The organism is Clostridium perfringens (genome assembly GCF_016027375.1).
Classification (GTDB): Bacteria; Bacillota; Clostridia; order Clostridiales; family Clostridiaceae; genus Sarcina; species Sarcina perfringens.
In genome coordinates this window covers 21,650-37,993 of record NZ_CP065681.1, presented here as the reverse complement: position 1 = coordinate 37,993, position 16,344 = coordinate 21,650, and the positions used below count along the sequence as shown (strand labels likewise).

Genomic DNA, 16,344 nt, shown 5'->3' with positions numbered 1-16,344 from the left:
ATTTTCTTTGAAATAAAATAATTTTGCGAAAATATTTACAAAATCTTTTTATGTTTAAGGTTGAAATATATTAGATTAGAATATAAAATTTATCTTAAGATTGGCATGGGTTAAAGGTTTAAATCAATTTAACTGAGATTAGGAGAGGGATAAAAATGAAAATACTTATAATTAATTGTGGAAGTTCATCATTAAAATATAAATTAATTGATATGGCTAATGAAAAGGATATCATAGAGGGTATAGTTGAGAGAATAGGACTTGATCAATCTAGATTAGTCCAAAAAAATGAATTGAGAGAAAAATATATATTAGAAAAAGAAATAAAAGATCATAAAGAGGCTATAGATATAGTTCTAAACACTTTAGTGGATTCAAAGGTTGGAGTTATTGAATCTATTGATGAAATTACAGCAGTAGGTCATAGAGTAGTTCATGGGGGAGAAAGATACTCTTCTTCAATAATCATAAATGAAGAAGTTATAAAATACTTAGAAGAGTGTAGTAAATTAGCTCCACTACATAATCCAGCAAATATAATTGGAATAAGAGCATGTCAAAGTCTTATGCCAAATAAAGAAATGGTAGCTGTATTTGATACAGCCTTTCATGGAACATTACCAGAAAAAGCTTATATATATGCAATAGATTATGCTTTATATAAAGATCATAAAATTAGAAAATATGGATTCCATGGAACTTCACATAAATATGTATCTCATAAGGTTGCAGAAACTATGGGAAAAGATATAAAAGATTTAAAAATAATTACATGCCACCTAGGAAATGGTGCAAGTATATCAGCAATAAAAGGTGGAGAGTGTATAGATACAACTATGGGATTCACTCCACTTGCTGGGATTCCAATGGGAACTAGATCAGGTAATATAGATCCTTCAATAATTCCTTTTTTAGTTGAGGAATGTGGATATACTATAGAAGAGGTTTCTGAATCCTTAAATAAAAAATCAGGAGTTTTAGGAATATCAGGAGTTAGTTCAGATTTTAGAGATATAGAAGATGCCGCTTCAACAGGGGACAAGCGTGCACAATTAGCATTAGACATATTCCACTATAGAATAAGAGCTGAAATAGGTTCATTTATAGTAAATATGGGTGGTGTAGATGTAATAGTATTTACTGCTGGTGTAGGTGAAAATTCACCTGAAACTAGAGAAGAGTGTTTAAAAGATCTAGAATTCTTAGGATTAACTTTAGATAAAGAAAAAAATAAAGTTAGAGGAAAACTTGCAGAAATATCACAAGCTGATTCAAAAATTAAAGCATATGTTGTTCCAACAAATGAGGAATTAATGATAGCTAAGGAAACTGTAGAATTAATAGGTAAATAATTTATAGTAAATAGTTTTATAAAAAGGTTTGTAAACTTTAAAGAGTTTACAAACCTTTTTTATAGTTATCCTCTCTGTATTTTAAGGGAGTTAGACCAGTAAATTTTTTAAATACTGTGCAGTAGTAACTTTGATTACTAAATCCAACCTTATGTGCAATATCCAAAAGTGAGAGGTCAAGATCCTTAAGTAAGTCCTTACTCTTTTCGATTCTATAATTATTTAAAAAGTTTATAAATGTTTGGCCAGTTTCGCTTTTAAATATATTACAGAAGTAGGACTTATTTATTTTAAATTCTGTGCAAAGAGAGTCTATAGTAATTTCTTCTGCGTAATTCTTTTCTATAAAATCTATAGCTCTTCCTACATAAGGAGAATATGAAATTGAAAAATTATCTTTAAGTTTTTCATCTAAGATTATTTTCAATAGAGAATTATAATACTTAAGACAACTTTTAGTCTTTAAAGGTATTTTATAAAGTTCTAAATCATCATTAGAATTTTTTAAATCTTCTTTTAAATATAGGGGACCTATTATGAAAATTAAGTCTTTATCAATTGATTTATAATTAAACAATGAATAAAAAGATATATTATTTTCAAAGGTAATTATTAGTGAGTCATTATGATCATGTTTTAAATATGAGCGCTCAAACTTGCTATTTAAGTTCAAGTCATTAAATATATAATCATAAAAAGAAGAGTAACCCACTTCAGAAAGAATATTCATATTATTATCTACAGCTCTTATTGGAATTTCACAGCAGTTATAAAAATCTATAAGAACTGATTTTAAAAAAATCACACAAAATCCTCCTTTTTAAACTTAATATATTAAAAAAAATCTTAATATAGAGAAAAACAATTATAAAAATCTATGATAATATAAGTATGTTAACATTATTGATAATCATTTTCAATAGGAAAAGAAAGTCAAAAGGGGGATTAACTTTGGGAAGAAAGAAAATTAATAAAATTTTAGGTTATGCACTTGTAACATCTATGTTAGTTGGAGTAGGAGCGGATACTGTATATGCAGCCACTAATATAAATAGTGGAACTGCAATTGTGCGTTCAGAAGGACTTAGAGATGGAATATATGAAGCTAATAATGTAACTTCATATGTTGAAGAAGGAAATTCTACAGGCGAAAATATGGCAAGAAATGCTGTAGGAGAAAAAACAAAGTTTAGGATTGAAGATGGCAAAACATTAATGACTGTTTACTTTAATAGTAGTTTATATGGATTTATGAACAATATTGAAGTTAGCGCTGGAGGAGAAGCTTTAAAGATAGAAGAAAATAAAGATGATAAATCAATAACATTTGAAGTACCATCACCTGATACAAAGGTAAAAATAGGATTATTCATAACAATGATGGGAAGAAAGGTTGAGCTTTTCTTAGTTAATGATATGAATACTGTTAATTTATTAGATGAAGCACCTACTATAAATAATGCTAAGGATATTAGTGTTACTCAAGGTGATGCTATTGATTTATTATCTGGAGTTATTGGAACTGATAAGGAAGATTCTAATTTAAAAGTTGAGATAAGTGGAGATACATCATTTATAAAAGATGGAAAAGCTGAGATTCCTGGATTATATCCAATAACTTATAAAGTTACAGATTCATCAGGGCAATTTGATGAAAAAACAGTAAATGTTACAGTTAATAAAAAAACAACTTTAGGGGATGGAAGCTATACCCTTAAGAATACAGTTCAATATGTTGGACAAGGAAACATGGAAACAGGAAATTCCATGGCTAGAAAAGTGTTGTCAGATGATTCAAGAATTGATATATCAAATGGGAAAAATACAGTTACATTAACTTTTAATAGTGAATTATATGCTTTCTTAAAGAACTTCAATGTAACAGTTGATGGAGAAAAAGTAGAAGCAGAAGTAAATAAAGATAATAGAACTATAAAGTTTAATATACCTGATTTAAATTCAGATATTGTTGTATCTACACTAGTTAGTATGATGGGGAAAGAAGTTAGTTTTAAAACTACTTTAAATTATGATACAGCTAAGAAATTAGAAGATAATTTAGAAGATAATAATAAGCCTGGTAATGAAGATAGTGAGAATATTCCAGGTGGAAATGAGAATAGTGGAAATCAAGATAATTCAGGAAATACTAACTCAGGAAGCAATGGAAGTGCAAATGAAGATAAAGAAAATGAAAGTGAAGGAAGTTCAGGAGAAATAGTAGATGCAAATCAATTAAAGAATGGTATCTATAACATAAAAAATGATGTTTCATACATTGGTGATGGAAATCAAGATGTGGGAAATGATATGGCAAGAAAAGCTCTATCTAAGAATAGTAAATTAGAGGTAAAAGATGATAAAAAAATTCTTACACTAAAGTTTAATGAAGAGCAGTTCTCATTCTTTAAGGATTTTAGAATAACTGTAAATGGTAAAGATGTGGTAGCAACGCCAAATGAAGCTGATAGAACAATATCTTTTGAGATACCAAGTCTTGATGCTGATATAGTTGTTACAGCCTTTGTAAGTGTAATGGGTAGAGATGTAAGCTTTAAAACAATACTTAATAAGGGAACTTTAGAATTAGTTAGTGGAGAGGACAAACCTGCAATAGAAGAAGAGAATAAATCAGAAGAAAGTAACGGTACAAGCTCTTCTAATAATGGAAGCTCAGCTAACGAAGGAAACAGTACAGTTACAGAAAATAAAGTTACTAAGGGAAAACTTTACACAATAGAAAACAAAGTTGTTCATAAAAGTCAGACTGGTGTTGATATGGCAAGAAAATATTTAAACAAAATATCTGACTTAGAAGAAATTGATGGAAAAACTTATTTAACATTAACATTTACTGGTCAAGAGTTTATGAAAGACCACAAGATAACTGTAAATGGTAAAGATGCTAACTATAAAGTTGTATCTAAGAATGGTGATTCAATTAAATTAAGATTTGAAATTCCTAATTTAGATGCAGATATTAAAGTAAGTTTATATGTAATACCAATGGGAAGAAATGTTGAGTTTAATGTAGAACTTTTAAAAGATACTAAAAAGTTTGTAAAAGACTTTACTGTATCAAGCTTACCACAGACTGGTTCACCAATAGGAGGAAACTCAGTTGCATTATTAGGAATGGCAATGATGGGAGCTTCTATGTTTATTAGAAAAAGAGAAGAGTAAAAGCAGTTTAGTTTGAGAGGATTTCCTCTCAAACTATTTTTAAACAAATGGAGGGAAATTAGATGAGATTTTTAAAACCTGTTTTATTAGTTATGTTGACAATTTTTATTTCTTTAACAGGAGTTTTTGGAAGTGTTGATGTACTAGCAAATGAAAACTTAGAAAATGGAATATATGATGTTAAAAATGATGTTTATCATGATTCAGATATAGGGATGTCAATGTCTAGAAGCTATTTAAATGACACTATGCAGCTTAAAATTTTAGGGGATGAAACAGAATATACTATAGGTTTTTCAGGAACAGAATATATGGAAAATTTCAGAATCTTAGTAGATGGTAATGATGGAAATGCTGAGATTGTTGAAGAAGATAAAGAGAATGGAACTATAAAACTAAAAGTTAAGGTTCCTAATAAGGATTCAGAGCTAGAGGCGAAAATATATGTAGGACCTATGGAAAGAGATGTTCAATTTAAGGTGATTCCAAAGTTTGATACTTTAACTCTTGTTGAGAAGTTAGAAGCACCTAAAGTGGAAAACAAGGAAAGTAGCAATGAAAATCTTTCTGATGAAACTGGAAAAAGTGAAGATGCTATAAGCGAAGCAACAGGTTTAGCAAATAATAAGAATATGTTCATTTATATTGGTGGCGGAATTATAATAGTTGCTTTAATAGTTTCCTTAGTAATATTTAAAAGGAAAAAGTAAAATGAGAAATAAACTAGCTAAAGGATTATTTATTTTAGGTTTAGTTATAGTTTCTACAGTTCTTATAGGAAAACTTTATAAAAGTAGTGTTGAGAAAAAAACTTTAGAAGAGTTTAAGGAAAAGTTTAATTATTCAGAAGAAGAGAAGAAAAAGACTTTAGAAGAAATAAAAAATGGAGATGGAATAGCTTTAATAGATATAGAAAAAATAGGTGTACATACAGTTATTGCTGAGGGTAGTACCTTAGATGTGTTAGAAAATAACATTGGTCACTTTGAAAATACTGCTATGCCAGGCGAAAATGGAAATTTTAGTATTGCAGGACATAGAAATACTATAAATAATGAGGTCTTTAGAAATATAGACAAGCTTCAAGTAGGAGATGAAATAAAAATCACAACTTTAACTGATATATTTCAGTATGAAATTAATGAGATTTTTGTCACATCACCTAGTGATACTGATGTTTTGAATCAAAATTTAGATGAGAAAACAATGACCATAGTTACATGTACAAATAGAGGAAAAGACAGATACATAGTTAAAGCAAAATTAATAGGTTAGTGGAGGGAAAATAGTGTTTTTAAAAAAGGGTATAGCTTTAAGTTTAATATGCCTTTTAGGCTTTGGAGTTATGGGATGTTCAAATAACTCTGGAGAATCAAAGGAAAGTTTAAAAAAAGAAAATGGAGAAGAGATTGTTGTGGCAACCTCTGTTGCTGTAACAGAAATATTAGATGAATTAGGAGTAAAGGTAAGTGGAGTTCCAACTAGTTCTTATGATTTGCCTGAAAGTACTAAAGATGCGGTTAAAGTTGGTAATCCCATGAATCCAGATTTAGAAATAATAAAATCTTTAAATCCAGATGTTGTAGTATCTGTAGATACCTTAGGAGAAGATTATAAAAAACTATTTACTGATAACAATATACCTAGTGAATTTATAGATTTAACTACATTAGAAGGATTAAAAACAAGTATATCAACTTTAGGTGAAAGATTTAATAAGACAGAAAAAGCAAATGAAATATTAAATGAGCTTAAAGTTAAGGAAGATGAGTTTGTGAACTTATCTAAAGAAGAAAAAAAGAATGTTTTATTAGTATTTGCAGCACCAGGAAGCATGATGATTGCTACTCCTTCATCATACATAGGAAACTTAGTGGATAAGGTGGGAGCAAATAACATAGTTAAAGATGATAAAAAGCCATTTGTTTCATATAGCAATGAAGAAATAGTAAAGCTAAATCCAGATATGGTATTAGTTATGACTCATGGAATGCCTGAACAAGCTAAAAAAATGGCTGAAGAAAAATTTGCTTCAGATCCAGCCTGGAGCAGAATTGAAGCTGTTAAAGAAGGAAAGGTCTATTACTTAGAAAACGGGTACTTTGGTATGAGTGCAAACCTAAAAGTAATAGAATCTTTAGATAAGTTAGGTGAAATAATATATGGTGAAAAATAATAAGTTAAAAAGCTTATATATAGGTTTATCAATATTAATAGTTTTAATTTTAATGATAGTTTCTTTAAAGCTAGGAAGTATTGATATAAGTTTTGGTGAACTAATAAAAGGTCTTTTAAGTGGAAGTAATGAAGGAAATATAGGAATAATAAAAGATTTAAGGATGCCGAGAGTCATTATAGCTGCTTTAGTTGGAGGAAATCTTGCCTTGGCAGGGGTATTACTTCAGGCAGTAATAAGAAATCCCTTGGCTGATCCTCAAGTAACAGGAATATCTTCTGGAGCATGCTTAGTATCATTAATATTCATAATATTTATGCCAGCTTCAGGATCAATAAGACCAATAGTAGGTTTCTTTGGAGGGCTTGTTTCTTGTATAGTTGTGTATTTAATGGCTTATAAAAAAGAGTTAGATACTATGAGAATAGTCCTTGCAGGGGCTGCTATAAATGCTCTTTTAGGAGGTTTATCACAAATATTAACTATAGGTAGTGGCGTAGGTGCAGGGAATATACAATCTTGGATAAGTGGAAGCTTAGCTGCCACTTCATGGGATGAAGTTAAAATTTTATTTTTATATTCAATAATAGGAATGGGTTTTGCATTAATTTTAGCTAAATCATGTAATGTTATAGTTTTAGGAAATAAAAATGCAAAAAGTTTAGGTTTTAATTCAGATTTACAAATGATTCTCATAACAGTGGTAGCTGTATTTTTAGGGAGTGTATCAACGGCTATTGTAGGTATTATTTCCTTTGTTGGATTAGTTGTACCACATATTTGTAGAATATTAATTGGCTCTGATCATAGATATTTGATTCCTTTTTCAATATTTGTTGGAGGAGCATTAGTCTTACTTGCAGATACAATAGGAAGAATGCTAGTAAAGCCATATGAAATACCAGCAGGAATAATTATGGCAGTTATTGGAGCACCGTTCTTCTTATATCTACTAAGAAGGAGTGATATGTAGATGATTAGAGGGGAAAAATTATCATTCAATTACAAGGGAGAAAAAAATATCATTAATGATTTAAATATAGATATAAAAGAGGGAGAAATAACAACTATTATTGGCCCTAATGGAAGTGGAAAATCAACTTTGCTAAGTCTATTATGTGCTTTAAATAAAAGTAAAACTGGACATGTTTATTTGGGGGATATAAACATGAACAATCTTAAATATAAGGATATAGCAAAGATTTTAGCAACTGTTCATCAACAAAATAGTGTGCCAAAGGATATAAAGGTTGAGGAGCTTGTTGCCTATGGTAGATATCCTCATAAAGGATATTTTAAAAGTAACAACAAGGAAGATAAAAACATAATTAAATGGGCTTTAGAATGTACAGGACTTGATGATTTAAAACATAAGGGAGTTATGAATTTATCAGGGGGAGAAAGACAAAGAGCTTTTATATCAATGGCTTTAGCTCAAAAGCCTAAAATTTTATTTTTAGATGAGCCAACAACTTATTTAGATATTTTTCATCAAATAGAAATATTAGAGATTGTAAAAAAGTTAAATAAGTATAATGGGCTAACTGTTGTTATGGTTTTACATGATATAAATCAAGCAATTAAATATAGTCATAATATTGTTGTCATGAAAGATGGAAAAATTGTAAAAGAGGGAAAATCAGAGAATGTAATAGATGAAAATTTATTAAAGGAAGTTTATAAGGTTAATGGTGTTATTAACAAATGTAAGGAAACTGGAGAGACTTATTTTATACCAAAAACTATTTGTTAAATAAACTTTATAAACTTCAGAAAGATGGTGTAGGAATTATGATGATAGACAAGAGGCTTTTAAACTTGTGTAAGGAATCTAAGAAATACATAGGTTTAACTGTTTTAATGAATTGGATTTCTGTAATTTGTAATCTGATGACAATAATAGTTATTGGATTTAGCATTCAGGAACTTTTTAGTTTAGGGAATATTGAAAACTTAAATAAAAAAGTATTAATTTTAGTTGGTCTTTTAGGTGTAAGATTTTGTGTGAATTTATTAAGTGGACACTTCTCATATAAATCTTCAGAGATGGTTAAGATTACCCTTAGAGATAAGATATATGAGAAGCTTTTAAAACTTGGAATGAGATATGATAAGGTAGATTCTACATCTTCAATTGTTCAAATGGCTGTTGAAGGGGTGGAGGCTTTAGAGGTTTATTTTAGTAAATACTTACCTCAGTTAATATATTCTATTTTAGCGCCTTTAACTTTATTTTGTGCTTTAGCATTTATTTCATTTAAAGCAGCTTTAGTATTTATACTTTGTCTGCCTTTAATACCAATATCAATAATATTAATAATGAAAATAGCAAAGAAAATATTAAAGGAATATTGGGGACAGTATTCAGATTTAGGAAACACATTCTTAGAAAACCTTCAAGGGCTTACAACATTAAAGGTTTTTGATATGGATAATGAAAGACATGAACTTATGAATGAAGAGGCTGAAAGCTTTAGAAAGATAACTATGAAAGTTTTAAGTATGCAATTAAACTCAATAAATGTTATGGATTTAATTGCTTTTGGAGGAGCTGCCCTTGGAAGTATAGTGGCTTTATTACAATTTAGAGCAGGAACAGTAAGCCTTGGAGGAATGATAGTAATTTTATTAATATCAGCAGAATTTTTCATACCTCTTAGATTATTAGGATCATATTTCCACATTGCTATGAATGGAATAGCTGCTGCAGATAGAATTTTCAAAGTTTTAGAAGCTGATGAAAGCAAGGTTTCTTCAGATAGTAATCTTAATGAAATATCAAACATCTCTCTTGAGAATGTAAGTTTCTCTTATGATGGAAAAAGAGAAGTTTTAAAGGATATATCTTTATCAATAAATAAAGGAGACTATGTAGCAATAGTTGGTGAAAGTGGAAGTGGAAAAAGTACTATAGCTTCATTGATTTTAAATAACTATAAGGCTTCAAAAGGAAAGATAACTTTAAACGGAACTGATATAAATAATATTGATTTTTCAAAGCTTTATAATAGGGTATCCATAATATCAACTAACAGTTATATATTTAATGGAACAGTTAGGGATAACTTATTAATAGCTAAGAAGGATGCAACTTTAGAAGAGATAAATTACGCCTTAAAAAAGGCTAACCTTTTAGATTTTGTGAATTCTAAAAAGGAAAAATTAGATTTAGAAGTTGGTGAAGGTGGATCAAAGCTTTCAGGAGGACAAAAGCAAAGACTTGCTTTAGCTAGAACTATATTAGCAAATAGAGAAGTAATAATCTTTGATGAAGCAACTTCAAATATTGATGTTGAAAGTGAAAATATGATTTGGAAATCTATAAATGAAATATCAAAAGAGAAAACAGTAATAGTTATTTCTCATAGACTTGCTAATGTTAAAAATGCAGATAGAATTTATATGCTAGATAAAGGAGTTCTAGTTGAAGAGGGAAGTCATAAGGATCTTATGGAAAGAAAGAACAAATATTATGGCATGGTAAATTATCAAAATGAATTAGAAGTAGGAGGTGTTATATAAATGAGAAAATCAGGTTTTTCAATAATGAAAAGGCTTATAGTAGAGCTTAAGCCTCTTGCCCCTGTAATGTTTATAACAGTATTTATGGGAGTTTTAGGATTTTTAGCAGCTATAGGAATAACTGTACTTGGAAGTGTAGCAATATCAAGTTTAATAGATAGCACTATAAGTTTTTCATTTAAAACAGCTCTTATTTTAATGATAGTACTTGGAATATTAAGAGGACCTTTAAGATATGGAGAACAATTAAGTGGACACTATATAGCTTTTAAAATATTAGTTATATTAAGAGACAAAGTGTTTTCAGCTCTTAGAAAACTTGCGCCAGCTAAATTAGAAGGAATGGAAAAGGGAAATTTAATTTCTATGATAACTTCTGATATTGAACTTTTAGAAGTTTTTTATGCTCATACTATAGCACCAATCAGTATAGCAATTATAACTAACACCATAATGGGATTAATACTTTTAAGTATAAATGTAAAGGTAGGTATAGTTGGAATAATTGGTTATATACTAATAGGTTTTGGGGTTCCTTATATTAGTAGTAGCTTTGGAAAAGAAGCTGGTGTTCAATATAGAGAAGCATTCGGAAAAACAAATTCTTATATTTTAGATTCTCTTAGAGGAATTAAAGAGGTTTTAATTTTCAACAATGGTAATGAAAGAAGAGGGAATATAAAAAAATTCTCTGAAGAATTAAATGAGAAGCAAAAGGTTATAAAAAAACATGAGGGAATAATAAGAGCCTTTAGTGATTTAATCATAATGTTAACAATACTTATTGCTTTATATGTTGCTTATTTAGAGGTTTTAAAAGGAACTATGACAATTGGAGGGTTAATAATTGTGGTTACTTTAATAGCATCTTCCTTTGGACCTGTTGTAGCCTTAAGTAATCTATCTAACAATCTTCTTTTAACTTTTGCTTCAGCTCAAAGAATTTTTAATATTTTAGATGAAAAGCCTTCTGTAGAAGAAGTTTTAGGAGAAGGAATGAAAGTTGGAAACAACATAGAGTATAAGGATGTTTCTTTTGCATATAAGGGAAAAGAAAATGTATTAAAAGATGTAAACATAGATATAAAATTAGGTGACAAGATTGCTGTAATTGGAGAAAGTGGAACTGGAAAGAGTACTTTTGTAAAATTACTTATGAGATTCTGGGATGTTACAAAGGGTGAAATTAGCCTAGGAAATAAGAATGTAAAAGAGATTCAGACAAAAGAGTTAAGAAAGAAAATGGCCTTAATGGGACAAGAAACAAGTCTATTTAATATGAGTATTGAAGACAATATTAAAATAGGAAAGCTAGATGCAACTTTAGATGAAGTAAAAGAAGCTGCAAAGAAAGCGGGAATACATGAGTTTATTATGGGCTTAGAGGATGGATATAAAACAAAAGTAGGAGAATTAGGAGGAAACTTATCTTCAGGAGAAAAGCAAAGAATTGGACTAGCTAGAGTATTCCTAAGAGAAAGTGAAATAGTAATTCTAGATGAACCTACAAGTAACTTAGATACTTTAAATGAAGGAATAATCTTAAAGTCTATAAGAACATATTTAAAAGATAAAACACTTATACTTATAACTCATAGAAAGTCTACAACTAGGGTATGTGAAAAGGTATTTAGAATTAATAAGGGAAATTTAATTCAATGTGAAGAGGTGAAACATGAGCTTGCTTAAGATATTTTATGTTATTTTAGGTTTTATTTCCTTAGGATTAGGGTTAATAGGAATAATCTTACCTATATTACCTACTACACCATTTTTATTATTAACAGCATTCTGTTTTGTTAAAGGATCAGACAAGTTTGATAAGTGGTTCAAAGGGACAAAGATATATAAAAATCATTTAGAAAGCTTTGAGAAAAATAGGGCTATGACTTTAAAAACTAAATTAACTATACTACTTACAGCGGACATTATGTTATTATTTCCACTGATACTATCAAAGAGTATTCATCTAAAAATATTTATAGTAATATTAATGATGTTTAAATTCTATTATTTTATCTTTAGAATTAAAACCGTAAAAGTAGGTGAGGTTGTTGAACAGAATAGATAAAGAAAAAGAGATAATAACATTAATGATAAAGCTTTATTGTAAGAAGAAACATGGAAGTTTAAATGGGGAACTTTGTAATGAATGTAGAGAGTTAGAAGAGTATGCTCATAAGAGATTAACTTATTGTAAGTTTGGAAATGAAAAAAGTTCTTGTAAAAAGTGCCCTATTCATTGTTATAAAAAAGATATGAGAGAAAAAGTTAAAGAGGTAATGAAGTTTTCAGGACCTAGAATACTTATATATAATCCAAAGGAATATATAAGACATATATTTAAATAGTTTTGCAAAAAAAGGGATGTATCTAAATAGGGAAAATATTTCTTGTTTGGATGCATCTTTTTATTTATATATTGAAGAGTTATGTGGTAAGCTAAAAATATATTTTTAACTTAAGGAGATTTTTAGAATGGGTAATATAGATAAAGATAGAATTGTATGTAGATGTAAAAAGGTATCAGAAGGAACAGTAATAGAAGCAATAAAAAATGGAGCAGATACTTATGAAAAAGTAAAAAAAGAGACAGGTGCCAATACTTATGGCTGTTTTGCTTGTAGATTAGAAATAAAAAAATTATTAGAGGAAAATAAATAGGATAAAATTAAAGGGTTGTATCAAAACTTAAAATAAAATTTATAAATATATTGTTTATATGTTTTATTTTAAGTTTTGATATAATCTTTTTTTATTTAAGAGAGTAATTATTATAAGATGAGTATATTTTGCTTGGTGGAAACTTTAATAGGAAGATATTCATTATAGATATTTTAAAAGTAGGCTTTGTTTAAAGGAGCCTAAAAATAATAAATAAATATGTAAAAATAGATAATCTACATTTTAGAATGAAAAAGTTATAATATATTTAAATTGGTATAAATGAAGAGAAAAATGGGAGGAGATTAAATATGAAGCCAAATATTGTGTTAATCATGGTTGACCAGATGAGAGGAGATTGTCTAGGGGTTAATGGAAATGAATTTATAGAAACTCCAAACTTAGATATGATGGCCACTGAAGGATATAACTTTGAAAATGCTTATACAGCAGTTCCAAGTTGCATTGCATCTAGGGCATCTATTTTAACAGGCATGAGCCAAAAATCTCATGGAAGAGTTGGGTATGAAGATGGAGTTTCATGGAATTATGAAAATACCATAGCTTCAGAATTTTCAAAAGCTGGTTATCATACTCAATGTATTGGGAAAATGCATGTTTATCCAGAGAGAAATCTTTGTGGATTTCATAATATTATGTTACATGATGGGTATTTACACTTTGCCAGAAATAAAGAAGGAAAAGCATCTACTCAAATTGAACAATGTGATGATTATTTAAAGTGGTTTAGAGAAAAGAAAGGGCATAATGTTGATTTAATAGATATAGGACTTGATTGCAATTCGTGGGTATCTAGACCTTGGGGATATGAGGAAAACTTACACCCTACTAATTGGGTGGTTAATGAATCAATAGATTTTTTAAGAAGAAAAGATCCAAGTAAGCCATTCTTTTTAAAGATGTCCTTTGTTAGACCACATTCCCCTTTAGATCCACCAAAGTTTTATTTTGATATGTATAAGGATGAGGATTTACCAGAACCTTTAATGGGAGATTGGGCTAATAAAGAGGATGAAGAAAATAGAGGAAAAGATATAAATTGTGTAAAGGGAATAATTAATAAGAAGGCATTAAAAAGAGCTAAAGCTGCTTATTATGGGTCAATAACTCATATTGATCATCAAATAGGGAGATTTTTAATAGCCTTATCAGAGTATGGGGAATTAAATAATACAATATTCTTATTTGTTTCTGACCATGGAGATATGATGGGAGATCATAATTGGTTTAGAAAGGGAATTCCTTATGAAGGAAGTTCTAGAGTTCCATTTTTTATTTATGACCCAGGAAACTTATTAAAAGGGAAAAAAGGAAAAGTATTTGATGAAGTTTTAGAGTTAAGAGATATTATGCCAACTTTATTAGACTTTGCTCATATTTCTATACCTGATTCAGTAGAAGGATTAAGCCTTAAGAATTTAATAGAGGAAAGAAATTCTACTTGGAGAGATTATATTCATGGAGAACATTCATTTGGAGAGGATTCTAACCACTACATTGTAACAAAGAGAGATAAGTTTTTGTGGTTTTCTCAAAGAGGGGAAGAACAATATTTTGATTTAGAGAATGATCCAAAGGAACTTACTAATCTTATAGATTCAGAAGAGTATAAAGAGAGAATAGATTACTTAAGAAAAATATTAATTAAAGAGCTTGAAGGAAGAGAAGAAGGATATACTGATGGAAATAGACTTTTAAAAGGACATCCAGTAAGCACTTTAAAACATATAAGATAATAAAATTTATATGTTTTTAGATAAAATCAGTGATTCTCTAAAAATATTTATAATTTTTAATTTCTATAATAAAAAAGGAAACTAGAAAGGGGGAGCCTCCTAGTTTCCTTTATCTGATTTATATATGTATATATTTAGTTATATTGTGATTAAAATATTAAGCTATCTTATCTTCAACTTGTGGATTTTTCTTTATCTTTAAAGTTAAAGCTAAAAGAAGTAATGCAATGAATGCACCTACTATGATAAATATGAATGCACCGTTCCATCCAAAGCTATCAGCTATCATACCTAAAACGAAGTCAGCCATGAATTCACCAAGAAGGTATCCGCAAAGTCCTGAGAAACCTGTAGCAGAACCAACAGCGAAGTTAGGTACAACGTCTATTAAGTTCATTCCTATTAATAATTGAGGTCCGTATATGAAGCATCCTATAAATGCAACAGAAATCATTGTTACTAATGTACTGCTTGTTTGCCAGTAAGCTACTGTAGCAAATATAACACCGATCATACATAAGATACTAAGTGGAGCACGCTTTCCTTTGAATACAACGTCTGAAAGCCATCCAAGTAATATTGATGCTGGTATTGCAGCATATTCAAATAAGAACATTGCCCAGTTTGCATTAGCAGCAGAGAATCCTTTTGATTCTTTTAAGTATATAGGAATCCAGTTAACAACACCTTGTCTTATTAAATAAACAAAGATATTAGCTAGTGCTAAGTACCAAACATATTTATTTTTAAGAACATATTTAACCATTATTTCTTTTGAAGATAAAGTTGTTGGATTAACCTCAGCCTTAACTTCAGGATAATCATTTCTATATTCTTCAACTGGAGGTAATCCAACAGATGCTGGAGTATCAGCTCCAATTACATAACAGAATAAAGCTACTATTGTACATATTATTGCTGGTACAAAGAATATTGATTGGAAATGATTTTGTCCAAATATTAATAAACATAAAGTTGCTATAGGGGCGATTAAACCTCCACCTATATTATGAGAAGTATTCCATATTCCCATTTTAAGTCCTCTTTCTTTTTGAGAGAACCATTTACCTAATACTATTGAACATGGTGGAGCTCCCATACCTTGGAAGAATCCGTTAAATACCATAAGTATTAAGAATATTGGAACTGTACGAGCAAATCCCATTAGAACACTTAATACTGATGATGCAATAAGTCCAAAACATATAAATTTCTTTACGTTTGATTTGTCTGATAAATTTCCTAAAATGAACTTACTTAAACCGTAAGATACAGCAAGTCCCATACTTATAAGTCCGATTTGTGTTTTTGAAAATCCATAGTTATCAATTAAATATGGTGATGCTACAGCAAAGTTTTTTCTAACTAAGTAGTAACCTGTATATCCAATAAATATCATAAGGAACATACGAATACGATATGCTTTGTATGCTGATGATACCTTATCTTTTGGAAGTCTAGGTATTGCTGGAGCTGGGCTAAAAAATCCAAACATTCTATAATCCTCCTAGTTATATGTGTTATACGTGTTAATGTTTTCAAAAAACAGTTTACTTATTAATAATAAAATAAGAATTAAACAACAAAATCTCTTAAATGTTTCATAAATGTAACATTTAAGAGATTTTAATTAATTTTAATCCTATGATGTTTATTAAATAAATTTCACTTACATATAAGTTATTATTAT

The 16,344-nt window shown here is 29.0% G+C and carries 15 protein-coding genes; 13 read left to right on the top strand and 2 right to left on the bottom strand.

From position 1 onward, the window contains the following. Nucleotides 1-155: 155 nt before the first annotated feature. Nucleotides 156-1,352 (top strand): acetate kinase, encoded by a 1,197-nt coding sequence (locus tag I6G60_RS00465; protein ID WP_003458278.1) that lies wholly within the window; start codon nucleotides 156-158, stop codon nucleotides 1,350-1,352. Nucleotides 1,353-1,398: 46 nt separating this feature from the next. Here I6G60_RS00465 and I6G60_RS00460 read toward each other — a convergent pair whose 3' ends face one another. Then, complete coding sequence (locus tag I6G60_RS00460) at nucleotides 1,399-2,157, bottom strand: helix-turn-helix transcriptional regulator (RefSeq protein WP_003464291.1); 759 nt, start codon at nucleotides 2,155-2,157, stop codon at nucleotides 1,399-1,401. Nucleotides 2,158-2,303: 146 nt separating this feature from the next. Here I6G60_RS00460 and I6G60_RS00455 point away from each other — a divergent pair, with 146 nt between their 5' ends. The 12 genes from I6G60_RS00455 to I6G60_RS00400 all read left to right on the top strand — a co-directional run bounded on the left by I6G60_RS00455 (nucleotide 2,304) and on the right by I6G60_RS00400 (nucleotide 14,654). Then, a complete protein-coding gene (locus tag I6G60_RS00455; protein ID WP_011590102.1) occupies nucleotides 2,304-4,535 on the top strand; it encodes an NEAT domain-containing protein in 2,232 nt (743 codons plus the stop codon). Between the two features lie 62 nt (nucleotides 4,536-4,597). Further along, nucleotides 4,598-5,245 carry an NEAT domain-containing protein gene (locus I6G60_RS00450; protein WP_003458334.1) on the top strand — a complete coding sequence of 216 codons (648 nt, stop codon included), beginning with the start codon at nucleotides 4,598-4,600 and terminating at the stop codon, nucleotides 5,243-5,245. Nucleotide 5,246: 1 nt separating this feature from the next. Next, nucleotides 5,247-5,810 carry a class D sortase gene (locus I6G60_RS00445; protein ID WP_003458327.1) on the top strand — a complete coding sequence of 188 codons (564 nt, stop codon included), beginning with the start codon at nucleotides 5,247-5,249 and terminating at the stop codon, nucleotides 5,808-5,810. Nucleotides 5,811-5,823: 13 nt separating this feature from the next. Then, nucleotides 5,824-6,711, top strand: coding sequence for a heme ABC transporter substrate-binding protein IsdE (gene isdE / locus I6G60_RS00440; RefSeq protein WP_003458265.1), 888 nt, complete (start codon nucleotides 5,824-5,826; stop codon nucleotides 6,709-6,711). Beyond that, nucleotides 6,698-7,684, top strand: a complete 987-nt coding sequence (locus I6G60_RS00435) for a FecCD family ABC transporter permease (RefSeq protein ID WP_003458270.1) — start codon at nucleotides 6,698-6,700, stop codon at nucleotides 7,682-7,684. The genes isdE and I6G60_RS00435 overlap by 14 nt, the downstream gene beginning before the upstream one ends. Next, nucleotides 7,685-8,464 carry an ABC transporter ATP-binding protein gene (locus tag I6G60_RS00430; RefSeq protein WP_011009683.1) on the top strand — a complete coding sequence of 260 codons (780 nt, stop codon included), beginning with the start codon at nucleotides 7,685-7,687 and terminating at the stop codon, nucleotides 8,462-8,464. It abuts the gene before it with no gap. A 41-nt stretch (nucleotides 8,465-8,505) separates the two neighbouring features. Then, the gene (locus tag I6G60_RS00425; protein WP_011590103.1) at nucleotides 8,506-10,233 is read left to right on the top strand and encodes an ABC transporter ATP-binding protein/permease; all 1,728 of its coding nucleotides are present in this window, start codon (nucleotides 8,506-8,508) and stop codon (nucleotides 10,231-10,233) included. Further along, nucleotides 10,234-11,922, top strand: coding sequence for an ABC transporter ATP-binding protein (locus I6G60_RS00420; protein ID WP_011009685.1), 1,689 nt, complete (start codon nucleotides 10,234-10,236; stop codon nucleotides 11,920-11,922). It abuts the gene before it with no gap. After that, entirely contained in the window at nucleotides 11,909-12,304 is a 396-nt protein-coding gene (locus I6G60_RS00415) for a YbaN family protein (RefSeq protein WP_003458262.1), read from the top strand. The genes I6G60_RS00420 and I6G60_RS00415 overlap by 14 nt, the downstream gene beginning before the upstream one ends. Then, nucleotides 12,288-12,584: a nitrous oxide-stimulated promoter family protein gene (locus I6G60_RS00410; protein WP_003458317.1), complete on the top strand. Its 297-nt coding sequence runs from the start codon at nucleotides 12,288-12,290 to the stop codon at nucleotides 12,582-12,584. The genes I6G60_RS00415 and I6G60_RS00410 overlap by 17 nt, the downstream gene beginning before the upstream one ends. Nucleotides 12,585-12,711: 127 nt before the next feature. After that, nucleotides 12,712-12,897: a (2Fe-2S)-binding protein gene (locus I6G60_RS00405; RefSeq protein WP_003458360.1), complete on the top strand. Its 186-nt coding sequence runs from the start codon at nucleotides 12,712-12,714 to the stop codon at nucleotides 12,895-12,897. A 311-nt stretch (nucleotides 12,898-13,208) separates the two neighbouring features. Then, nucleotides 13,209-14,654: an arylsulfatase gene (locus I6G60_RS00400; RefSeq protein ID WP_011590105.1), complete on the top strand. Its 1,446-nt coding sequence runs from the start codon at nucleotides 13,209-13,211 to the stop codon at nucleotides 14,652-14,654. A gap of 157 nt (nucleotides 14,655-14,811) precedes the next feature. Here the strand turns inward: I6G60_RS00400 and pgtP are convergent, their stop codons facing one another. Beyond that, a complete protein-coding gene (pgtP, locus tag I6G60_RS00395) occupies nucleotides 14,812-16,149 on the bottom strand; it encodes an MFS transporter (protein ID WP_003458294.1) in 1,338 nt (445 codons plus the stop codon). Between the last annotated feature and the right edge of the window lie 195 nt (nucleotides 16,150-16,344).